We start from the raw sequence: 21224 nt of genomic DNA, 5'->3' as shown, positions 1-21224 counted from the left end.
CGGGGTAGGCCCCCACAAAGCGTGACAACCGCCACGACACGCTGCGCGATTGCCGAACGATTGCGCAAGCGCCGCCGCCGGATCCACCCGGCCGCAGGGGCACGCCCACCCGTGCCCCTCACACGACTCACCAGTCGCCGATGGTCCCCGGCCGCTCGATCCCCAGATCCACCATGTCGATGATCTCCTGCGCGTTGTCCGGTGCCGACATCCGCACGCCGTCGAGCTGATTCACCCGCGCCGCCAGGGTGATGCTCGACAGCAGCCAGATGCTGTCGCAGTCGAACAGGTCGGCGGTGAACAGCGACTGGTACTTGCACTCCCAGCCCTGCTTCTCCGCGACCGCGAACAGCGAACGCTGGGTGACGCCGGGCAGCACACCGCTCTTGGCGGGCGGGGTGATGAGCTGCTTGTCGCGGGCGATCACCACGGTCGAGCGCGGGCCCTCGAGCACCCGATGCTCGGTGCTGTGGAAGATCACGTCCTCGGCGCCCATCCGGCGGGCGAAGCGCAGCGCGGCCATATTGGTCGCGTAGGACAGCGTCTTGGCGCCGAGCAGTTGCCAGGGGGCCGCCTGCGCGAGGTCGGTCGAGATGCCGCGGGCCAGCGACATCACCTTCACGCCTTCGGCGCGCGCGGTGGCGACCCGCGCCGGGACCGGGGAGACGAGTACGTAGGCGGTGGGCTTGGGTTCGGTCGCGGCCAGCCCGGCGGGCGCGTCGTATTCGGAGTCGCGGCCGCGGGTGTAGATCAGCCGCAGCATGCCCTCTTCGTCGGCGCCCCATTCCTTGCACGCGAGTTCCACCGCGGCCCGCCACTTGGACAGGCCGGGCTCCGGCAGATCCAGCGCCTGCGCGGACCGGCGCAGCCGCGCCAGGTGGAATTCCAGCGCGGTCGCCGTGCCGCCGCGCACCAAAATCGTTTCGAAGACGCCGTCGCCGCGCAAGGCGCCGATGTCGTCGGCATAAAGCAACGGCGCGTTCGCATCAGCGACCGCGCCGTCGAGTGTCACAAGTACCCGTTCTCCCATGTGACGAGCGTAGGCGTTATCGGTCCGTTATGCCTACGGCTGCTCCGAATCGACCGCCCGGCGTGAGCGCGTGTCGGGATACGCGCCTACAGTGGGTGTCGTGTCGGTGGTCGTCGCCCCCAGTCCTGTTCTCCACACTCCGGGTGCCGTCGCGGGCGCACCAGGGTCCCCTGATGCCGCCGTCGCCTGGCATTACGGCGATCCGTTCGGCGAGCAGAAGGCCGCCGAGCAGCGCGTCGCGGTGGTCGATCGCTCCCATCGCGCCCTCGCCACCATCACCGGCGCCGAGCGGCTGAGCTGGCTGCACACCATCTCCAGCCAGCACATCGCCACGCTGGCCGACGGGCACAGCGCCGAGAACCTGGACCTCGATCTCAACGGCCGGGTACTGCACCACTTCGTGCTCACCGACCTCGACGGCACCGTCTGGTTCGACACCGAGGCCGAGCGCGGGCCCGAGCTGCTGTCGTTCCTGCAGAAGATGGTCTTCTGGGCCGACGCCAAGCCGGAAGCCGCGCCGGAGTACGCCGTGCTGAGCCTGCTCGGCCCCGAGGCGACCGGGCTGCTGGACACTCTCGGTGTCACCGCACCGGCACAGGTCTACGCCGCCGTCGCGCTGCCCGGGGGCGGATTCGTCCGGCGGATGCCGTGGCCGAGCGCCGACTCCTTCGACCTGATCGTCCCCCGGGCCGAACTCACCACCTGGTGGGGCAGGCTCACCGAGGCGGGCGCGAAGCCCGCGGGCATGTGGGCCTTCGAGGCGCTGCGGGTGGCCGCGCTGCGCCCGCGCATCGGCGTCGACACCGACGAGCGCACCATCCCGCACGAGGCCCGCTGGATCGGCGGCGTCGACGAGCACGGCGCGGTGCACCTGAACAAGGGCTGCTACCGCGGCCAGGAGACGGTCGCCCGGGTGCACAACCTGGGCAAGCCGCCGCGCAACCTGGTGCTGCTGCACCTGGACGGCTCGGCCGACGAGCGCCCGGCCACCGGCGACGACGTCACCGCGGGTGGCCGCGCGGTGGGCAGGCTCGGCACCGTCGTGGACCACTACGAACTCGGCCCGATCGCGCTGGCTTTGATCAAGCGCTCGGTCCCCGCGGGCACCGAGCTGGTGGCGGGCACCATGGCCGCCGCCATCGACCCCGATTCGGTCCCCGCCGACGACGGCGTGCAGGCGGGCCGGGCGGCCGTCGACCGGCTGCGCGGGCGATGAGCAGGCCGCTCATGCGCGTCGGGGACACCGGCCGGGTCGAGGCCGTGTGTGTCGTGCACGCCGAAATCGAGGTGCGGACCAGGGTCGGGCGCACCGCCATCGACAAGCGTCCGGTCGACGGGCGCGTCGCGGTGCGGGTCCTCGGCCTGGCAGGCGACCACGTCTGCGACACCACCAACCACGGCGGCGAACACCAGGCCGTCTACGCCTACGCCGAGGCCGACGCCGCCCGCTGGGCGAGCGAGCTGGACCGCGAGCTGCCGGTCGGCTGGTTCGGCGAGAACCTGCGGGTGAGCGGCCTGCCGCTCAGCGACGCGGTGCTCGGCGCGCGCCTGGCGATCGGCGACACCCTGCTCGAGGTCAGCGCGCCCCGGGTGCCCTGTTCGACCTTCCAGCAGTGGGCGGGCGAACCGCAGTGGGTGAAGCGCTTCACGCTGCAATCCGACACCGGCACCTACTTCCGCGTGCTCACCGAGGGCACGATCGGCGCGGGCGACGAGGCCAGGGTGGTGCACGTGCCCGCGCACGGCATCACCGTGCGCGACGTGTTCACCGGCGCCGACCCCGCGCTGCTGGAACGGCTGCGCACCGAGGAGCCCACCATCTCCGACGACATCGTGATGCAGATCGACCGGCACAGCCGCCGCAACCGCACCGATCTCACCGTGGAGGCCAGGCCATGAGCGTGGAACTCGTCGAGGTGGTCCGCTCGGGCTTCCGGGAGTGCGTGCACCGCGGCTCGGTGGTGGTGCTCGATCCCGACGGCACGCCCACGCTCGAGCTCGGCGAGGTGCACGGCCCGATCTTCCCGCGCTCGACCAACAAACCGATGCAGGCGCTGACCCTGCTGCGCAACGGCTTCGAGCCCGTCGACGACGACGAACTCGCCATCGCCACCGCCTCGCACTTCGGCGAGCCCGACCACGTCGCGCTGGTGCGCCGCCTGCTCGACCGCTTCGGCCTGTCGCCCACCGAGCTGGCCTGCCCGCCCGACCTGCCCTTCGAGGAACGCGCCCGCGCCGCCGCGCTCACCGGCGCCGGACCGAGCCCGCTGTACATGAACTGCTCGGGCAAACACGCGGCGATGCTGGCCACCTGCCTCGTCAACGACTGGCCGCGCACCGGATATCTCGACCTCGATCACCCGCTCCAGCAAGCGGTACTGGCCACCGTCGCCGACGTCACCGGCGAACCGGAGACCGACCTGGGCATCGACGGCTGCGGCCTGCCGATCGTGCCCGTCTCGCTGATCAATCTCGCGCGCGCGTTCGCCGGCTTCACCACGGCCGAGACCGGCACCGCGCCGCGCCGGATCGCCGACGCGGTCCGGGCGAATCCGCGAGTGATTTCGGGCACCAAGGGCCCCGACCTGCTGGCCATGTCGGCCACGCCCGGCTTGTTCTGCAAGATCGGCGCGGACGGTGTACACGCGGGCGCGCTCCCCGACGGACGGGCCTTCGCGTACAAGATCGACGACGGTCACGACCGTGCCAGGATGCCGCTGACGCTGGCGATTCTGCGCAGGCTGGGAGTGGACTGGACCGATCGGCACACCGACCTCGCGGCCACCGCGGTGCTCGGCGGCGACGCCAGAGTCGGCGTCATCCGGGCGATCCCGGGAGTGCTCTGAGACCAGGCGGTTCGGGCGAAGAAGGGGCAAACCGCGGCGGTTCGGTAGTTCTTCACCCACTCCTGGGAGCGCGACCGTCTAACACACGCTAAAGTGTCTGTCAGGAAGAGTATTAATTCGAACGGGGCCGCCAACAAACCCCAGGCCGCCCCGCAGTGACGCGAGGGGGTCAGCCATGGGCCGTGGCCGGGCTAAGGCAAAGCAGACCAAAGTCGCACGTGAGCTCAAGTACAGCTCCGCGCCGACCGACTTCGCGAGCCTTCAGCGCGAGCTGTCGGATAGCACTCCGCTCTCCCAGAGGAGCGGCGGTGTGATTTCCGACGAGCACGACGCGGACGAGTCGTCATCCCGTTGGAACAACGAGGACGACGACTACGACAGCTGGCGTCGCTGACCGAACGTCGGCGAAGGGGGAGGCCACGTGGCCTCCCCCTTCAGCCGTTGTCCGGACCGTGACGCCTGGCTCGCAGAAGTACGGCGAACATCCGAATAGACGAACGAGCGTCCTGTGCACACACAGGACGCTCGTCGTGTTCGCCGCCTCGAAGCCCCGACCACCCCGAGCCGACGCGCACCTACCCCTCTTGTCCGGGGTAGCCCGGTAGGCCGTCGGGCAAACCCCGGCAGACAGGTGAGCCGGGCCGCCCCCGCGACCCGGCTCATCCGAAAGCTGTCGATCAGAACCGCGGGTGGTCACCCAGCAGCACGGCGCGCGGCGCGTCGGCGTCGGCGGCCTTCTTGACCTGGCCCAGCGTCCAGCAGTCGATGTGGCGGGCGGTGAGCACCGCCAGGGCGCGGTCGGCGTCCTCGGGCGCGACGATCGCGACCATGCCGACGCCCATGTTGAACGTCTTCTCCATCTCGACCCGCTCGACACGGCCGCGCTGGGCGATCATCTTGAACACCGGCGCCGGGTTCCAGGTGCCACGGTCCAGCTCGGCGACCAGGCCCGCGGGCAGCACGCGCGCCAGGTTGGCGGCCAGGCCGCCGCCGGTGACGTGCGAGAAGGTGCGCACATCGGTCTCGGCGATCAGCGCCAGGCAGTCCTTGGCGTAGATGCGGGTGGGCTCGAGCAGTTCCTCACCGAGGGTGCGGCCGAACTCCTCGACGTAGCCGGTCAGCGACATCCGGTCGATGTCGAGCAGCACCTTGCGGGCCAGGCTGTAGCCGTTGGAGTGCAGGCCCGAGGAGCCCATCGCGATGACCACGTCACCGGGGCGCACGCGGTCGGGTCCGAGCACGGAGTCGGCTTCCACGACGCCGACGCCGGTGGCGGACAGGTCGTAGTCGTCGGGATCCATCAGGCCGGGGTGTTCGGCGGTCTCGCCGCCGAGCAGCGCGCAACCGGCCTTGATGCAGCCCTCGGCGATGCCGGAGACCAGCTCGGCGACCTTCTCCGGGACGACCTTGCCGATGGCGATGTAGTCCTGCAGGAACAGCGGCTCGGCGCCACAGACCACCAGGTCGTCGACGACCATGGCGACCAGGTCGAGGCCGACGGTGTCGTGCTTGTCCAGCGCCTGCGCGACGGCGATCTTGGTGCCGACGCCGTCGGTGGAGGCGGCCAGCAGCGGCTCGCGGTATCCGCCCTTGAGCGCGAACAGACCGGCGAAACCGCCGAGTCCGCCCTGCACCTCGGGCCGGCTGGCCTTCTTCGCCAATGGTCCGAACAATTCGACGGCGCGGTCACCGGCTTCGATGTCCACGCCTGCCGCGGCGTAGGAAGCGCCGGCACCGCTGGGGGTCTGTTCAGTCATTGTGGGGGAAAGCTCCAAACCGAATCGGCGGACAGATACCTGGTAACTCTAAGTGATCCGCCGGTACAGCTGTCGTGCGGCTCCTAGCTCATTGTTCCAGCTCCGTCGCGGATGTAGGCGCTTCGCGCCCGGAAAAGGCGCCGATCCCAGCCCGCCGCGCCCGCTGTCGCACCGGGTCCGGGACCGGAACCGCGGCGACCAGCCGACGGGTGTACTCGTGCCGCGGCTGCCGCAGGATCTGTTCGTTGCCGCCCTCCTCCACGCAGGATCCCGCGCGCAGCACCATGATCCGGTCGGCCAGCTGGTCGACGACGGCGAGGTCGTGGCTGATGAACAGGCAGGCCCAGCCGCACTCGCGTTGCAGCTGCGCGAACAGCTCGAGCACCGCCGCCTGCACCGAGACGTCCAGCGCGCTGGTCGGTTCGTCGGCCACCAGCAGGTCCGGGTCCAGCACCAGCGCCCTGGCCAGGCTGGCGCGCTGCCGCTGGCCGCCGGACAGCTCGTGCGGATACCTGGCCTCGATGCCCGCGGGCAGCTGGACGTCGTCGAGCAGCTTCCTGACCCTGGCCGCGACGGCGCCGCGGTCGCCCGCGCGGTGCACGACCAGCGGTTCGGCGACGCAGTCGCCGATGGTCAGGCGCGGGTTGAGCGAGCCGGCCGGGTCCTGGAAGACGAAGCCGAAGCGCCGCCGGATGGGCCGCAGCTTGCGCTGGGACAGCGCGGCGATGTCCTGCCCGCGGATCAGCACCCGCCCGGAGGTGGGCCGTTGCAGCGCGGCCACGCAGCGGCCGATCGTCGACTTGCCCGACCCCGACTCGCCGACCAGTCCGAGGGTCTCCCCCGGCCGGATCCGCAGGCTCACCCGGTCGACGGCCCGGAACGGCGGTCGCCCGAACGGCCCGGGGAACTGCACGACCAGATCGGTCACCTCGAGCACGGGCGCGGCGTCCTGGTCGACGGCGGGCCGTTCGGTGGTGGCCGCCCCGAGATGCGGGACGGCGTCGAGCAGCGCGCGGGTGTACTCGGCCCGGGGACTGGCGAACAGTTCGTGCACCGGCGCCTGCTCGACGACCTCGCCCGCCCGCATCACCACCACCCGGTCGGCCAGGTCGGCGACCACGCCCATGTTGTGGGTGATCAGCACGATCGCGCTGCCGAGCCGGTCGCGCAGATCGCGCAGCAGGTCCAGGATCTCGGCCTGCACCGTCACGTCCAGCGCGGTGGTCGGCTCGTCGGCGATGATCACCCTGGGTTCGCACGCGATGGCGATGGCGATCATCACCCGCTGCTTCTGGCCGCCGGAGAGCTGGTGCGGGTAGTAGTCCACGCGGTGTTCCGGATCGGGCAGGCCCACCGTGCGCAGCAGCTCGATCGCCTTGGCGCGGGCCTCCTTGCGGCCGAGCCCGCTGTGCGCGCGCAGCGCCTCGCCGAGCTGGAAGCCCGCGGTGAACAGCGGGTCGAGCGCGCGAGCCGGTTCCTGGAAGACCATCGAGACCTCGCCGCCGCGCAGTGCGGTCAGCTGTTTCTCGGTGAGCGAGGTGACCGCGCGGTCGCCGAGGGTGACCAGCCCGCGCACCCGCGCGGTGTGCGGCAGCAGCCCGATCGCGGTGCGCGAGCTCACCGACTTCCCCGACCCTGACTCCCCCACGATCGCGAGCACCTCGCCGGGAAACACCTCGTAGGACACATTCCGCACGGCGGCGACCGGACCCGCGTCGGTGGCGAAGCTCACCGACAGTCCCGACACCGACAGCGCGGGTGTGCGCTCGGCGGTCTCAGTCATCGACCGTCTCCTTCTCTTCGGCCGTGGTGACCGCGCGGCGGGTGCGCAGCAGTGGGTTGAGCGTCTCGTCGATGCTCTCGCCGACCAGCGTCATCCCGAGCACGACGAGCACGATGGCGGTGCCGGGGAAGATGGAGGTCCACCAGATCCCGTTGGACACGTCGTTGAGCGCCTTGTTCAGGTCGTAGCCCCATTCGGCGGCCTGCGTCGGCTCGATGCCGAACCCGAGGAAGCCCAGCGCCGCCAGGGTGAGGATGGCGTCGGCGGCGTTGATGGTGACGATCACCGGCAGCGACCCGGTGACATTGGACAGGATGTGCCGGAACATGATGCGCGCCGTCGACGCCCCGGTGACGCGCGCCGCGTCGACATACGGTTCGGTCTTCACCGCCACCGTCGCGTTGCGCACCACCCGGAAGTACTGCGGCACATACACGACCGTGATCGCGATGGCCGCCGACAGCATGCCGCCCAGGCTGCTCGACGTACCACCGGCGACGACGATCGAGACCACGATGGCGAGCAGCAGCGTCGGGAACGCGTAGATGGCGTCCATGACCAGCACCAGCACCCGGTCGATCCAGCGCCCGACGTACCCGGACAGCAGCCCCAGCGGCACCCCCACCAGCAGCGAGAGCACCACCGCGATCACGATCACCAGCAGTGCGGTGCGCGCGCCGAACAGCACCCGGGAGAACACGTCCTCGGAGCGCACCGAGGTACCGAACCAGTGCTGCGCCGACGGCGGCTGCTGCGATGCGAAAGCCACACCGTCGGAACTGTTCTGGGCCAGCCCGTACGGCGCGAGCAGCGGCGCGAACGCCGCGACGAACACGAACCCGGCCACCAGCACCAGGCCGGTGATCAGCGTGATCCGTTGCAGCCCCGCGGTCTTCGACAGCAGATCGGCGCCGAGCAGACGCCGCCGGTTCCCGCTCATCAGAACCTCACCCTCGGGTCGATCAGCGCCACCACCGCGTCGACGACGAAGCTCATCACCGCCACCACCACCGCGATGAACGCGACGATGCCCTGCACCGCGATGAAGTCTCTGGCGCGCAGGTACTCGGCCAGCTGATAGCCCAGGCCCTTCCACTCGAAGGTGGTCTCGGTGAGTACCGCGCCGCCGAGCATCATCGCGATGCACATGCCCATCACCGTGATGATCGGGATCAGCGCGTTGCGCACCGCGTGCCTGCCGGTGACCACCCGCGCGGACAACCCGCGCGCCCTGGCCGCCTCCACGTAGTCGCTGCGCAGGATCTGTATGAGATTCACCCGGATCAGCCGCAGGAAGATGCCGCCGGTGAGCAGCCCGAGCGCGACCGCGGGCAGCACCGCGTGCTCGAGCACGTCGAGCACATAGGCGGGTTCGCCGTAGAGGATCGAGTCGACGATCAGGATGTTGGTCTTCGGCGAGACGTGTTGCAGCGCCAGTTCCACGTCGGTACTGGCCCGTCCGCCCACCGGAAACCAGCCGAGCCACACCGAGAAGATCAGCTTGAGCAGCATGCCGACGAAGAACACCGGCGCCGCATAGGCCAGCACCGCCGAGAAGCGAAGCACCGCGTCCGAGGTCGAATCCCGATGTGTCGCGGCGTATCTGCCCAGCGGGATCCCGATGGCGAAGGCCACCAGCAGGCCCCAGAACACCAGCTCGAAAGTGGCGGCGCCGTAGGTGATCACCACGTCGGCGATGGCCTGATTGTCCTGGGTGCGGCCGAAGTCGCCGTGCAGGAAACCGGTCAGGTACTCCCAATACTGGGTCAGGATGGGCCGATTCAGCCCGGCGGCCTCCTTGCGCTGCTCGATCTGGTCCTGGGTGAGCCTGCCGCCCATCGCCGCGCTGATCGGGTCGCCGATCACCCGCATCAGGAAGAACACCACCGTCACCAGCAGCCACGCGGTCGGCAGGATCAGCAGCAGCCGGATCAGCAGATACCGCAGCAACGCCACCTGGCGGGAGTCCCCGCCGCGCATCCACTCGAGGCGCCGCACCCGGATCAGCGATCCGGATGCGGCGGGCACATCACTCACTTGCTCAGTACCGTGAACCGGAACTTGAAGGAGCCGTCGAGGGTCTGGTCGACACCGGTGACGCCCGGCTTCGACACCGCGACCTGCTTACCCGACAGCAGCGGGAGCGTGGGCAGGAAGTTCTGCGCCAGGTCGGTCTGGATCTTGCGCAGCAGCTCGACCCGCTTGGCCGGGTCGGCCTCGGTGGTCTCGGCGGTCAGCTGGGCGTTGATGCCCGGGTTCTCGAAGTGCGACTGCAGGAAGTTGTTCGGCCCGAAGAACGGCGAGAGGTAGTTGTCGGCGTCCGGGAAGTCCGGGAACCAGCCGAACTGGTAGAGCGGGTAGCCGTCGGCGGCGCGTTCCCTCTGGTAGGTGACCCATTCGGTGGACTGCAGGTTCACCTTGAACAGGCCCGACGCCTCGAGCTGGGACTTGACCGCGGCGTACTCCTCCGACGAGCTCGACCCGTAGTGGTCCGGGTTGTATTGCAGGTTCAGCGTCACCGGGGTGGCGACACCGGCGTCGGCCAGGAACTTCGCCGCGCGAGTCTTGTCCGGCTTGGCGCCGTAGAGCTCCTTCAACGGCTCGGCCGCGCCCGTCATGCCCTGGGGCACATAGCCGTACGCGGGCTGGTAGGTGTTCTTGTACACCGAGGCGGCGAGGGCTTCGCGGTCCACCGACGACGCGAGCGCCTTGCGCACGGCCAGCTTCTGCTCGGGGGTCCCGCCCGGCATGGTGTTCATGTTGAACACGATGTAGCGCAGCTCGCCGCCGGGTCCGTCGGTGACCTCCACCTTGGAATCGGCGCGCAGCGAGTCGATGTCGGTGGGCGTGAACGAGCGGTAGCCGACGTCGATGGCGCCGTTCTGCAGGTCCAGCTTGAGGTTGTCGGAGGTGGCGTAGTACTTGGTCGACACCGAGGTGTTCCTCGGCGTGCCGAGGATGCCCTGGTAGGCCGGATTCGCTTGGTACTCCACGAGTTTGTTCTTGTCGTAGCTGGTGATCGTGTACGGGCCGGAGTAGCCCTTGCCCGCGACCACCTCGTCGTCGGTGGCGACCTTGTCGGCGGGGAACACCCGCTCGTCGACGATCGGCCCGGCCTGGGTGGGCAGGATCGTCGGGAAGGTCTGGTCGTTGGCGACCTTCAGCGTGAACGCGACGGTGAGATCGTCGACCACGTCGGTCTTGTCGAGATTGCCGAGCAGCGAGGCGGGACCGTGCGGATCGTTGATCTTCAGCATCCGGTCGAAGGAGAACTTGACGCTCTTGGCGGTCAACGGATTACCGCTGGCGAATTGCAGTCCGGATTTGATCTTGCACGTGTAGACGGTGGGTGCGGTGAACTCGCACTTCTCCGCCGCGTCGGGCTTGGGCGTGGTGTCGCCGGGCGCGAAATTCAGCAGATACGAATAGATCTGGTTCTCCACCAGCAGCGAGCCGTTGTCGTAGGCGGCGGCCGGGTCGAGCGAGAAGATCTTGTCGGTGGTGCCGACGACCAGCCCCGCCCCGGAACCCGCCTCGTCCGTGCGGCCCGACCCGCACCCCGCCAGCGCGGCCGCGACGACCGCCGCAACCCCCACTGCGGCAACTTGTTTCGCGCGATTCCTGCGAGCATTCCCTGCACTGTTCAACATCAGGTCCATTCTCGAACGCCGTGTCGCCGCCACACCCGGATCACGGACGCGGCGCCGGCGCGGTGAGCCAGCGATATAACGGGGGACCGTACAGGCGAACCATTACCGCCCAGTTTCAAATCGGGCGAAAAATTGCGGGGATGTTATGAACTAATCTTACGTAAATATCGTCGACCGGAATTATTCACGTACACAACGCAAAAGGGGCCGATCAGGTTTATCCTGACCGGCCCCGTGCGTCGGCGATGCGGCGCTACGGCCTGCTCAGCGCGTCGGCGTTCACGTTCTCGGCGAGCAGCTTCGCCTCCGGCTTGCCCGACAGCATGCCCTCGAGCACGTTCTTGCCGATGGCGGCCTCCTCCGGCAGCGGGATCGGGTACTCGCCGGTGAAGCAGGCGGTACACAGCCGCGAGGCGGGCTGCTCGGTGGCCGCGATCATGCCCTCGGTGGAGATGTAGCCCAGGCTGTCGGCGCCGATCGAGCGGCGCACGTTCTCGACCATGTCCTCGTAGCTGTCGTCGGAGCCCGCGCCGTTGGCGATCAGCTCCGCGCGCGAGGCGAAGTCGATGCCGTAGAAGCAGGGCCACTTCACCGGCGGCGACGCGATCCGCACGTGGATCTCCAGCGCGCCTGCCTCCCGCAGCATGCGGATCAGCGCGCGCTGGGTGTTGCCGCGCACGATCGAGTCGTCGACGACGATCAGCCGCTTGCCGCGGATCACCTCGCGCAGCGGGTTGAGCTTGAGCCGGATACCGAGCTGGCGGATGGTCTGGCTGGGCTGGATGAAGGTGCGGCCCACGTAGGCGTTCTTCATCAGGCCCTGGCCGTAGGGAATGCCGGAGCCCTGCGCGTAACCGACCGCGGCCGGGGTGCCCGACTCGGGCACCGGGATCACCAGATCGGCGTCGATCGGGTTCTCCTTGGCCAGCTTGCGGCCGATCTCCACGCGGGTGGAGTGCACCGAACGACCCGCGATGGTGGTGTCGGGGCGCGCCAGGTACACGTACTCGAAGACACAGCCCTTGGGCTCGGGGTTGGCGAAACGCATCGAGCGCACGCCGTCGGAGTCGATGGCCAGCAGCTCGCCCGGCTCGATCTCACGCACGAAGGCGGCGCCGACGATGTCGAGCGCGGCGGTCTCGGAGGCGACCACCCAGCCGCGCTCCAGCCGGCCCAGCACCAGCGGGCGCACGCCGTGCGGGTCACGCGCGGCGTAGAGGGTGTGCTCGTCCATGAACGTCAGGCAGAACGCGCCGCGCAGCTGCGGCAGCAGTTCCATCGCGGCCTGCTCGATACTCGAGTCGGCCGCGGCGTGCGCCAGCAGCGCGGTGACGATGTCGGAGTCGGAGGTGGCGCCGGTCATCTGCGGGCGGCCGTCGATGACGCCCGCCCCGATCAGCCCCAGTTCGCGTGCGCGACCGGCCAATTCGGCGGTGTTGACCAGGTTGCCGTTGTGCCCCAGCGCCAGGCCGGAGCCGACGGCGGTGGTGCGGAAGATCGGCTGCGCGTTCTCCCAGGTGACGCCACCGGTGGTGGAGTACCGGCAGTGACCGACGGCGATGTGCCCCGGCATGGCGCCCAGGGTCTGCTCGTCGAAGACCTGGCTGACCAGGCCGAGATCCTTGAAGACCAGGATCTGGGAGCCGTCGGAGACGGCGATGCCCGCCGCCTCCTGCCCGCGATGCTGCAGGGCGTAGAGGCCGTAGTAGGTGAGCTTGGCGACGTCCTCGTCGGGAGCCCAGACGCCGAAGACGCCACACTCCTCGCGGGGCTCGTTCTCGGGCTGGTCCGGAAGTGCGGAAGTACTGTCGATCGTGCGATCGGCGTCGTTCACCGTTTGCTCCCTGTTCGGGCGGGCTGGGGGCACCCGTCATTCTACGGGTGATCAGGACCTCGACGTACACCGCGGCGCAAACCCGGCGCAATCGACCGTGGGCGATCACCCGGATTCCGGGGGCGCAGCTGCTACGGTGCCGATCGTGACCACCGATGACAGTGCGCACGAATCAGCCGATTCCCCGGCGTCACCTAGCGTCAACGCCGATTCGGCGCCGAAGGATTCCGATACGTCGCCGCGTGGTGCAGCGAGATTGGACACAGTCGGGATCTCTCGCAGGCAGTGGGCCAGGATCGTGCTGGCGCCGACCACGGTGCTCGCCGTGGTGTTGTCCCTGCTCGGCATCATGTATCTGGCCTACATCGCCGATCCCGAGGGGAATCTGCACGATTTCCCGATCGTGCTCGTCAACCAGGACGTCGGCGACACCATCGACACCGGCGCGGGGACCGAGCAGGTGAATTTCGGCAAGCAGGTCGCCGACGCCCTCGTCGCGGGAGTGCCCGCCGACCAGGTCGACCTGCGCGTGGTCGGGATCAGCGAATCCGATCGGCTGATGCGCACGGCGCAGATCTACGGCGCCATCATCATCCCCAGCGATTTCAGCAAACGGCTGGGAATTCTCGGTGTGGGCAGTGTGGTGGGCGGTGAGATAGAGCGGCCGATCATCACCGTGCAGACCAATTCCGGCATGGGTCCGTACTCGGCGGGGATCGTCACCCGCATCGGCGCGCAGGCGATGACCGAGGTGAACAAGCAGGTCGGACAGCAGCTGAGCGCGCGGGTCCGCGACACCCTCGCCGCGACGCCCGCGGGCGCGCCGGCGCCGGAGATCTCCGGCGCCGCCCAGCTCACCCTGGCCCAGCCCATCCAGGTGGTGGAACGCGAATGGCGACCGCTCGGCAAGGGCTCCGGCCTCGGCCTGACCGCCTTCTTCTACGCGCTGCTGATCCTGATGGCGGGTGTGGTCGGCGCGATGGTCATCCACACGATGGTCGACGCCCAGCTCGGTTTCCAGCCCACCGAGTACGGCCCCTGGTACGTGCACTATCCGCCGACGCCGATCTCCCGGTTCCGCACGCTGCTGATCAAGTGGGGCGTGATGATCTTCGTGGCCGTGGTGATCTCGCTGCTCTACCTGGTGGTGGCGAAGATCCTCGGCGTAGCCGGTGACCAGCCGACGCAGCTGCTGCTGTATTCCGTCCTCGCGCTGGTCGCGGTCGGGATGACCTGTATGGCGTCGCTGGCCGCCTTCGGTACCGCGGGCCTGCTGATCAACCTGGCCGTGTTCGTCATCCTCGGCCTGCCCTCGTCGAGCGGCACCGTCCCGATTCAGGCGGTGCCCACCTACATCGCCTGGCTGGCCGAGTTCGAGCCGATGCACCAGGTGTACCTGGGCATGCGCTCGATCCTGTACTTCGAATCCGACTACACCGCCGGACTCGGGCGCGGGATCTGGATGGCGCTGCTCGGGTTGGCCCTGGCCATCGTCGGCGGCATCGTGATCACCAAGTACTACGACGCCAAGGGACTGCACCGGGAGAACATGATCGGGAAGAAGGCCGGCTGACCGCGCGCCGGTCTCACCCGGCGTCGACCGGCACGATCGGCAGCCACGCCGCGATCTCCCCCGCCCGCGTGCCCGAGACCGACAGCGCGCCCGCGGCCACCGCGTCGTCGAATTCCAGCAGTCCGGTGGCCAGCAGCAACCAGGTCCGCGGATCGGTTTCCACCACATTCGGCGGGGTCCCCCTGGTGTGCCGCGGGCCCTCGACGCACTGCACCGCCACGAACGGCGGTACCCGCACCTCCACCGAATGCCCCGGCGCGTCCGCCGCCAGCGCCCTCGCCGTCGCCCGCACCGCCGCCGCGACCGCCGCCCGCTCCGGCGCGGGCGCGTCCGTCGCCCGCAACCAGTCCGCCACCGCCACCACCGCCGCCCGCACCTGCGCGGGTTCCACCGCCTTACGTCCAGCCATCCCGGAAACGCTACCGAAGGGGTGCGACGGGTCAGCCGCGTCCCGCGCGGAGGGCTTCGATGCGGAGGTCGAGGTATTCGAGCATCATCGGGCGGGCGTCGGCGCCGCCGCTGAGGAGGGCGAGGCGTTTGGTGTGGGCCAGCAGGAGCAGGCCGGACAGGTGGGCGAGGACGTCGGCGGTGACGACGCGGGCGCGTTCCTCGGAGGCGCCCAGTTCCCTCGCCGCGGAGACGATCGGGCCGAGGCCGGCGAGCATCGCCGCGTTCAGGCCGGCGTCCAGTTCGGCGCCGAGGCCGTGCGGGCGGATGCCGCCGCGGAAGAGGTAGAAGCCCAGGTCCAGGTCGCGGGGGTTGCCGTCGTAGAAGTCGAAGAAGGCCAGGCCCGCGGCACGGAAACGGGCGGCGGGGTCGTCGAGGGCGGTCACCGCCGCCACCTCGGCGGACAGGCGGGCCAGCGATTCGCCCAGCAGCGCGGCGTAGATGTGTTCCTTGCTCGGGAAGTAGGCGTAGAGGGCGCCGGGGGTGTAGCCGGCGGCAGTGGCGATGGCCCGGATATTGGCCGCGTCGACGCCGCTGTCCTCGAAGATCGTCCTGGCGGCGCGCAGGATGATCGCGCGTTTGGCCTCGGTGATCTCGTCGCGACGCCCGGCCCGGCTCGATTCGGCCACTGGTCCCCACTTCCCTTCGATCGGGGGATCAGGCTACATTCTGAACAACGTTCAGCACAGTAAACAACGTTCAGGAGGTGCCATGCCGAGCTCGATCGAGCCGACCACGGTGCGACTGCGCAGCGCCGACGGTCTCACTCTGGTGGCCGACAGCTTCGGCCCGGAGCAGGGCCAGCTGGTGGTGATGCTGCACGGCGGCGGCCAGAACCGGCACTCGTGGAAGCGCACCGGCGCCGCGCTGGCGGCAACGGGGATGCGCGTGGTCGCGGTGGATGCGCGCGGGCACGGCGACAGCGACTGGTCGCCCACCCGCGACTACACCCGCGACGCCATGGTCGGCGACCTGCGCACCGTGCTCGAACAGCTCGGCGCCACCCCCGAGGCGGGCGCCGTCGTCGTCGGCGCGAGCATGGGCGGCATCACCGGCCTGCTCGCCACCGCGTCACCCGGCGGCGAACTGATCCGCGCGCTGGTCCTGGTCGACATCGTGCCGCGCTCGGAATCGGCGGGTGTGGAACGCGTCATGGACTTCCTCGGCAGGCACCGCGACGGCTTCGACACCCTGGACCAGGTGGCCGACGCGGTCGCCGCCTACCTCCCGCACCGCCCCCGCCCCGACAATGCCGAGGGCCTGCTGCGCAACCTGCGTCAGCGCGACGGCCGCTGGTACTGGCACTGGGACCCCGACCTGCTCACCGGCCTCGAGGACCAGCCCGCGGTCCGCATCGCCGAGATGGAGGCCGCCGCCGAGGCGCTCACCATCCCGGTCCTGCTGGTGCGCGGCGGCAAGTCCGATGTCGTCAGCGACGAGGGTGCGGCCGCCTTCCTGGCCCTGGCTCCGCACGCCCGCCTCGCCGAGATCTCCACGGCGGCGCACACCGCCGCGGGCGACGACAACGACGCCTTCACCGACGCCGTCGCCGGCTTCGTCGCCACCGCCTGAGCCATCCCGGTTGGGGACGCTAGCTCCCCCGCCCCGATCCGAGTTCGATCCGCAGCGCGGCCAGCGGCAGCAACGCTCCCCCGGCATTGATCGCGAGATGGACCAGTGCCGGAGCGGTCGCGCTACCGGTGCGCCTGCGCAGGAAGCCGAAGACCAGGCCCGCGGCGGTGGTGACAGCGACTGTGCCCGCCACCGATTCGCCGACGCTGCGGGCCGGATCGACGTGCCACACACCGAAATCCAGCGCGCCCAGTGCCGCGGCGAGCGTCGGGTGGGCCACCTCGTCGAGCAGCGGGTCGAGGGTGCCGCGGAACACCGCTTCTTCGGCCAGCACGGTGCCGACCGGAATGTGCAGGGCGATCCACTCGAGCGTGGAGGTTTCCGGCACCCGCTCAGCGACCTCGAGCGGCAGTCGGCGCAGAGCCGGAACCGCCAGTGCCACACCGTAACCAGCGAAGACCATGGCCGCCCCGCCGATTCCCCACCGGAAACCGGCGGCCGACAACCAGTTCGGCCGAGCACCGAACAGCGCCGCGTAGCTCACCGCGAAGGCCAGATTCGCCGCGGTACGCCCGCGCAGCGGCAGTCGCAGACCCGGCAGCACGAGATTGTTCCACGCAGCCGGAACAGCCAGTGCCACCGCCGCTTCCGTCTTCGTGCGCAGTCGCGGACGCAACAGAGCGGGCAGCATGCGCCCCGCCACCCTCACTTGACCTGCCGTTCGTACTCTTCCGCCGATTCCAGCGCGGCCCGGATGCTCTCGACGATCTCCGGCGTGACCCCCGGCGGCACCGCCACCGCCAGCCAGCCGTCCAGCACCAGCGAGCCGTAGCGATGCCCGTGCCCGTCCGAAACCCCTTGCGCGTTGGTCAGATCGGCCGTCACCTGCCAGAACGTGACGAACGGCGCCCACCGCATCTGCGTCGACACATCGGGCCCGCGCGGTTCGCTGAGCCAGTCCGGCTGGGTGAAGATCAGGTCGGCCGACCACCACACGATGGGGTCGGAGGGATGCTGGAGGTAGGCGATGCGCGGCGCGCGCCAGGTGGCGGCGGGCGCGAAATCATCGGCGTCGTCGGCGAATCGGACGACGAGCCCGTCGGCGTAGATCGGCGCCACCGCGGGCGACCCGGGATCGCGCCGGTCGACGAACTGGCGCCACAACCGATTCGAGTTCGGCGGCCCGACCCACAGGGCGCCGTCGACCTTCTCCCGCAGATCCCCGAGCCCGGCGAAGGCCTCCTCCGACCCCTGCGATCCCAGGCTCTCCCCGTAGACGAACAGCTTCGGCCGCTGGCCCTGCGGCTGGGCCAGCCAGCGCTGATACACCGCGTCGAACAGTTCCCGGCCCGCCGCCGCGGCCTTGTCCCGGTCCGACAGGAACGACAGCACGCTCGGCAGATACGAGTACTGCGTGGCCACCACCGCGGTGTCCCCGCCGTAGAGGTATTCGAGCGCGCCCGCCGCCATGGCGTTGACCCAGCCGGTGCCGGTGGTGGTCACCACCACCATGGCCGCGCGATCGAAGGCGCCGGTGCGCTCGAGCTCGGCCACCGCCAGCTGGGCCGCGGTCTGCTCGCCGGTCACCGATTCCAGGCCGACGTAGGCCCGGATCGGTTCGCGCGCAGTCCTTCCCGTCACCTCGGTGATGTCGGCGGCGCTGGGTCCGTTGGCGACGAACCAGCGTCCCTCGAAGCCAAGGGTCCCCCACGGCGCCAGCGAGGCCGGGCTGCCCGAACGTTCCGGTTGCCCCGGCTGGACCGCGTACGCGGTGGTCCGGTCGTTGCGCACACTGAACGCGGAGTTGGCGACGGCGAAGAAGGCGCGCGAGGCGACACCGTTGACCACTGTCACGGTGAGCACGACCAGCACCAGCGCCCCGGCGGCGGGCGCCAACTCGCGCGGCACCCGGACCCAGCGATTGAGCTGGCGGGCCAGCACCAGCACCAGGATCCGCAGGGTCCGGTACGCGGCGACGACGGCGACCCCCACCGCCACGCTGAGCAACCCGGTGCGCAGGTAGGCAGGCGTGGTGGTGCCCTCCATCCCCATCAGCGAGGTGATCTCGCGTTGCCAGCGCGCCGACTGCACCAGCATCACCGCCGCGACCAGACCACAGGTGACCAGCACCGTCGCCTTGATCACGTACCGCACCCGATCCGACGGGCTGGGAATCGGCAGCCGTGCGCGCACCCAGCGGCGGAACGCCCACTCCAGCACGCACCCGAGCCCGTATCCGATGGCGGCGTTGATGCCGCTGATCAGGCCCTGGAACAGCCAGTCGCGCGGCACCAGCGACGGCGTCACCGACAGCGCGAAGAACAGCGTGGCCAGGACCAGGCCCACGTAGTTGAGGTCCACGACATCCTCGACACGGCGCGCCAGCGTGGCGCCGCGCGCACGCAACGTCACGAGGGTGGAGCCTGCCGCAGACACCAGTCCAGTATGGCTGGCCGGTTCGGGCGCGGCGCGATGTTGTGGATGGCGGGTCGGTCACTATCGGCCGGTAACTACCCAGCCCACTCGAGTAGTTTCACGCGCCCCCGCGAACAGCCCGCTCAGCACACTTGTTCCCATGAGCACACCCAATGCCAAGCCGAAGAACACCTCGGCCTACATGGTCCAGGCCGCGATCGCGTTCGGCGTCAGCCTGATCGGGACCGGCGCCGGGATCGCCTATCTGCCGCTGGACGCCTGGCAGCGCGGCTTCCTCGCGATGTCGGGCCTGTTCCTGGTGACCAGCTGCTTCACCCTCGCCAAGGTCGTGCGCGACCAGCAGGAGGCCCAGTCGCTGATCGGGCGGATCGACGAGGCGCGGCTGGAACAGCTGATCGCCGAACACAATCCGTTCCGGTCGGTGTCGTAGCCGGGCGGCCGGGGCAGCTCCGATCGAGGGGTTCGGCGCTGCCCCGCCCGCTACTTCAGCTCGTGTTCCACCGCCGCCGACTCGACCAGGAACGCCTTGATCCGGGCCGCCAATTCCGGTGTGTAGTCCGGCGGTTGGGCCACCGCGGCCCACGCGTCGGGCACCACATTGCCGTAGTTGTGGCCGTGCCCGTTGGAGACCGCCTGCGCGCGCGGCAGATCCGCGGCGACCTGCCAGAACGTGACGATCGGATACCACGACATCGCCGGTGACACATCGGGTCCGCGCTTCTCGCGCAGCCAATCCGGCTGCTCGAACAGCAGATCCGGCGACCACCACACCACCGGATCGGACGCGTGCTGGAGATAGACGATGCGCGGATCGGTCCAGTTGTCCGAGGGCCGGGCCAGCTGATCGGCACTGGCGGCGAACCGCACCGACAGCCCGTCGGCGAAGATCGGCGTGATCTCCTCGGTGCCCGGGTCGCGCCTGCGCACGAACTCCGCCCAGAGCCGGTTGGAGTTGGGCGGGCCCACCCACAGCACGCCGTCGGTGCGGTTGCGGATGTCGGCCAGGCCGGAGAACGCGCCCTCGGAGCCCTGCGAGCCGAGGCTCTCGCCGTAGACCAGCAGCTTGGGCCTGGTGTCCTCGGGCAGCGCGGCCCAGCGTTCGTAGACCTTGTCGAACAGCAGCCTGCCCATGGTCATGGACTTGTCGCGGTCGGACAGGAACGACAACGCGCTGGGCAGATAGGAGTACTGCGTCGCGACCAGGGCGGTGTCGCCGTTGTACATCAGCTCCACCGACTCGGCGCTGGTCGAGTCGACCCAGCCGGTACCGGTGGTGCTGATCACCACCAGGACCTCGCGGTCCCAGGCCTTGGTCCGGTCGAGTTCGGCCACCGCCAGGTCGGTCTGCGCGTCGAATCCGTCGGCCGATTCCAGGCCCGCGTACACCCGGATCGGCTCGCGGGCGGGCTTTCCGGTGACCTGCCCGATCGCCAGCGCGGTCGGCGCGTGCGACACGAACCACCGGCCCTCCGACCCGAGGGTGTCCCACTTCGCCAGCGACTCCGGGCTGCCGGAACGTTCGGGCAGCGTCGGCTGGACGGCGTTCGCCGAGGTGTGGCTGTTGCGCGCGCTGAACGCCGAATTGGCCACGGTGAAGAAGGCTTTCGCCAGCACACCGTTGAACAGCAGCACCGCGGCGACGATCACGATGACCACCCCGAGCGGCCGGGCGACCGACGCGGGAATGCTCACCCACTTGTTCAGCCCGCGGGCGATGGCGCGCACCAGCCGGACAACCCCGCGCGAGATCCAGATCAGCAACCCGACCACCACCGCGCCGACCAGCACCGTGCGCGGATAGCCGGTGTCGGAGACCGGCTCCATGTCCATCAGATCGGTGATCTGGCGCTGCCAGTGCGCCGACTGGATGCTCAGCAGCACCGCGAAGAGCAGGCACGCCAGCACGATCGCGCCCTTGATCGCGGTGACCGTCCAGCTCGGGCGCCGCACCCACTGCTCGCGCACCCGCTGCGGCAACGTCACCCGGGGGACCACCCAGCGGCGCCAGGCCCAGGCCAGGGCACAGCCGATGCCGTAACCGATGGTGGCGTTGATGCCGCTGACCAGGCCCTGGAAGAACCAGTCGCGCGGCAGCAGGGACGGGGTCAGCGACCAGCAGAAGAAGATCGTCGCCACGACCAGGCCGGTGTAGTTCGGGTGGAAGAAGCGCTCGACCAGGTGGATTCCGCGCAGGAACGGACTCTGCGGCGCGGTCGTCGCAGCGGACGCGGCCGGGGCGTCGGGGGTGTCCTGCGCGGTCGGAGTGGGAGTCGAGCTGGTGTCCTCTGTGGTCAAG

At 69.8% G+C, this 21224-nt stretch carries 19 protein-coding genes; 7 read left to right on the top strand and 12 right to left on the bottom strand.

Features of this window, described 5'->3' with window-relative positions; genetic code table 11:
* Positions 1-127: 127 nt before the first annotated feature.
* Complete coding sequence (locus EL493_RS06715; RefSeq protein WP_030200605.1) at positions 128-1030, bottom strand: aminodeoxychorismate lyase; 903 nt, start codon at positions 1028-1030, stop codon at positions 128-130.
* Positions 1031-1130: 100 nt separating this feature from the next.
* On the opposite strand from EL493_RS06715, the gene ygfZ reads away from it, so the two are divergent.
* The 4 genes from ygfZ to EL493_RS06695 all read left to right on the top strand — a co-directional run bounded on the left by ygfZ (position 1131) and on the right by EL493_RS06695 (position 4270).
* Positions 1131-2246, top strand: coding sequence for a CAF17-like 4Fe-4S cluster assembly/insertion protein YgfZ (gene ygfZ, locus EL493_RS06710; protein ID WP_030200607.1), 1116 nt, complete (start codon positions 1131-1133; stop codon positions 2244-2246).
* 11 nt (positions 2247-2257) lie between these two features.
* Positions 2258-2929, top strand: coding sequence for an MOSC domain-containing protein (locus EL493_RS06705; RefSeq protein ID WP_022565853.1), 672 nt, complete (start codon positions 2258-2260; stop codon positions 2927-2929).
* Positions 2926-3876: an asparaginase gene (locus EL493_RS06700; protein ID WP_019044843.1), complete on the top strand. Its 951-nt coding sequence runs from the start codon at positions 2926-2928 to the stop codon at positions 3874-3876. The genes EL493_RS06705 and EL493_RS06700 overlap by 4 nt, the downstream gene beginning before the upstream one ends.
* Before the next feature lie 175 nt (positions 3877-4051).
* Complete coding sequence (locus EL493_RS06695; RefSeq protein ID WP_019044842.1) at positions 4052-4270, top strand: DUF3073 domain-containing protein; 219 nt, start codon at positions 4052-4054, stop codon at positions 4268-4270.
* Between the two features lie 283 nt (positions 4271-4553).
* On the opposite strand, the gene purM is transcribed toward EL493_RS06695, so the two are convergent.
* The 6 genes from purM to purF form a co-directional block, all read right to left on the bottom strand.
* Positions 4554-5633 carry a phosphoribosylformylglycinamidine cyclo-ligase gene (purM, locus tag EL493_RS06690; RefSeq protein WP_019044841.1) on the bottom strand — a complete coding sequence of 360 codons (1080 nt, stop codon included), beginning with the start codon at positions 5631-5633 and terminating at the stop codon, positions 4554-4556.
* Positions 5634-5721: 88 nt separating this feature from the next.
* Positions 5722-7416 (bottom strand): ABC transporter ATP-binding protein, encoded by a 1695-nt coding sequence (locus EL493_RS06685; protein WP_019044840.1) that lies wholly within the window; start codon positions 7414-7416, stop codon positions 5722-5724.
* Positions 7409-8356, bottom strand: a complete 948-nt coding sequence (locus EL493_RS06680; protein ID WP_019044839.1) for an ABC transporter permease — start codon at positions 8354-8356, stop codon at positions 7409-7411. Before EL493_RS06680 ends, EL493_RS06685 begins: the two co-directional genes overlap by 8 nt.
* Positions 8356-9396: an ABC transporter permease gene (locus tag EL493_RS06675; RefSeq protein ID WP_030200611.1), complete on the bottom strand. Its 1041-nt coding sequence runs from the start codon at positions 9394-9396 to the stop codon at positions 8356-8358. Before EL493_RS06675 ends, EL493_RS06680 begins: the two co-directional genes overlap by 1 nt.
* Positions 9397-9449: 53 nt before the next feature.
* The gene (locus tag EL493_RS06670; protein ID WP_197724366.1) at positions 9450-11066 is read right to left on the bottom strand and encodes an ABC transporter substrate-binding protein; all 1617 of its coding nucleotides are present in this window, start codon (positions 11064-11066) and stop codon (positions 9450-9452) included.
* Between the two features lie 253 nt (positions 11067-11319).
* Positions 11320-12900, bottom strand: a complete 1581-nt coding sequence (purF, locus tag EL493_RS06665) for an amidophosphoribosyltransferase (protein ID WP_019044836.1) — start codon at positions 12898-12900, stop codon at positions 11320-11322.
* Between the two features lie 256 nt (positions 12901-13156).
* Between purF and EL493_RS06660 the strand changes: the two genes are divergently transcribed.
* Positions 13157-14473, top strand: a complete 1317-nt coding sequence (locus EL493_RS06660; RefSeq protein ID WP_232017278.1) for a YhgE/Pip domain-containing protein — start codon at positions 13157-13159, stop codon at positions 14471-14473.
* 13 nt (positions 14474-14486) lie between these two features.
* Here the strand turns inward: EL493_RS06660 and EL493_RS06655 are convergent, their stop codons facing one another.
* Together EL493_RS06655 and EL493_RS06650 are read right to left on the bottom strand one after the other, a co-directional pair.
* Positions 14487-14882, bottom strand: coding sequence for a sterol carrier family protein (locus EL493_RS06655; protein WP_030200613.1), 396 nt, complete (start codon positions 14880-14882; stop codon positions 14487-14489).
* Positions 14883-14913: 31 nt separating this feature from the next.
* Positions 14914-15549, bottom strand: coding sequence for a TetR/AcrR family transcriptional regulator (locus tag EL493_RS06650; protein WP_019044833.1), 636 nt, complete (start codon positions 15547-15549; stop codon positions 14914-14916).
* Between the two features lie 82 nt (positions 15550-15631).
* On the opposite strand from EL493_RS06650, the gene EL493_RS06645 reads away from it, so the two are divergent.
* Positions 15632-16492: an alpha/beta fold hydrolase gene (locus EL493_RS06645; RefSeq protein ID WP_019044832.1), complete on the top strand. Its 861-nt coding sequence runs from the start codon at positions 15632-15634 to the stop codon at positions 16490-16492.
* A 19-nt stretch (positions 16493-16511) separates the two neighbouring features.
* Here EL493_RS06645 and EL493_RS06640 read toward each other — a convergent pair whose 3' ends face one another.
* Together EL493_RS06640 and EL493_RS06635 are read right to left on the bottom strand one after the other, a co-directional pair.
* Positions 16512-17183, bottom strand: a complete 672-nt coding sequence (locus EL493_RS06640; protein ID WP_019044831.1) for a CPBP family intramembrane glutamic endopeptidase — start codon at positions 17181-17183, stop codon at positions 16512-16514.
* Between the two features lie 14 nt (positions 17184-17197).
* On the bottom strand, positions 17198-18928 hold the full coding sequence (locus EL493_RS06635) for an alpha/beta hydrolase (protein ID WP_036834762.1): 1731 nt from the start codon (positions 18926-18928) through the stop codon (positions 17198-17200).
* A 139-nt stretch (positions 18929-19067) separates the two neighbouring features.
* Between EL493_RS06635 and EL493_RS06630 the strand changes: the two genes are divergently transcribed.
* Positions 19068-19358, top strand: coding sequence for a YiaA/YiaB family inner membrane protein (locus tag EL493_RS06630; protein WP_019044829.1), 291 nt, complete (start codon positions 19068-19070; stop codon positions 19356-19358).
* Positions 19359-19408: 50 nt separating this feature from the next.
* Here EL493_RS06630 and EL493_RS06625 read toward each other — a convergent pair whose 3' ends face one another.
* Positions 19409-21223, bottom strand: a complete 1815-nt coding sequence (locus tag EL493_RS06625) for an alpha/beta hydrolase (protein ID WP_022565850.1) — start codon at positions 21221-21223, stop codon at positions 19409-19411.
* Position 21224: the final 1 nt, after the last annotated feature.

The organism is Nocardia asteroides (assembly GCF_900637185.1).
Taxonomy (GTDB): domain Bacteria; phylum Actinomycetota; class Actinomycetes; order Mycobacteriales; family Mycobacteriaceae; genus Nocardia; species Nocardia asteroides.
This window is presented reverse-complemented; position numbering and strand designations above follow the sequence as displayed.

Coding starts and splice junctions, on each gene's coding strand:
- EL493_RS06715 (WP_030200605.1), bottom strand. CDS start 1,030: ATGGGAGAACGGGTACTTGTGACACTCGACGGCGCGGTCGCTGATGCG.
- EL493_RS06705 (WP_022565853.1), top strand. CDS start 2,258: ATGCGCGTCGGGGACACCGGCCGGGTCGAGGCCGTGTGTGTCGTGCAC.
- EL493_RS06700 (WP_019044843.1), top strand. CDS start 2,926: ATGAGCGTGGAACTCGTCGAGGTGGTCCGCTCGGGCTTCCGGGAGTGC.
- EL493_RS06695 (WP_019044842.1), top strand. CDS start 4,052: ATGGGCCGTGGCCGGGCTAAGGCAAAGCAGACCAAAGTCGCACGTGAG.
- purM (WP_019044841.1), bottom strand. CDS start 5,633: ATGACTGAACAGACCCCCAGCGGTGCCGGCGCTTCCTACGCCGCGGCA.
- EL493_RS06685 (WP_019044840.1), bottom strand. CDS start 7,416: ATGACTGAGACCGCCGAGCGCACACCCGCGCTGTCGGTGTCGGGACTG.
- EL493_RS06680 (WP_019044839.1), bottom strand. CDS start 8,356: ATGAGCGGGAACCGGCGGCGTCTGCTCGGCGCCGATCTGCTGTCGAAG.
- EL493_RS06675 (WP_030200611.1), bottom strand. CDS start 9,396: ATGCGCGGCGGGGACTCCCGCCAGGTGGCGTTGCTGCGGTATCTGCTG.
- EL493_RS06670 (WP_197724366.1), bottom strand. CDS start 11,066: ATGTTGAACAGTGCAGGGAATGCTCGCAGGAATCGCGCGAAACAAGTT.
- EL493_RS06655 (WP_030200613.1), bottom strand. CDS start 14,882: ATGGCTGGACGTAAGGCGGTGGAACCCGCGCAGGTGCGGGCGGCGGTG.
- EL493_RS06645 (WP_019044832.1), top strand. CDS start 15,632: ATGCCGAGCTCGATCGAGCCGACCACGGTGCGACTGCGCAGCGCCGAC.
- EL493_RS06640 (WP_019044831.1), bottom strand. CDS start 17,183: ATGCTGCCCGCTCTGTTGCGTCCGCGACTGCGCACGAAGACGGAAGCG.
- EL493_RS06630 (WP_019044829.1), top strand. CDS start 19,068: ATGAGCACACCCAATGCCAAGCCGAAGAACACCTCGGCCTACATGGTC.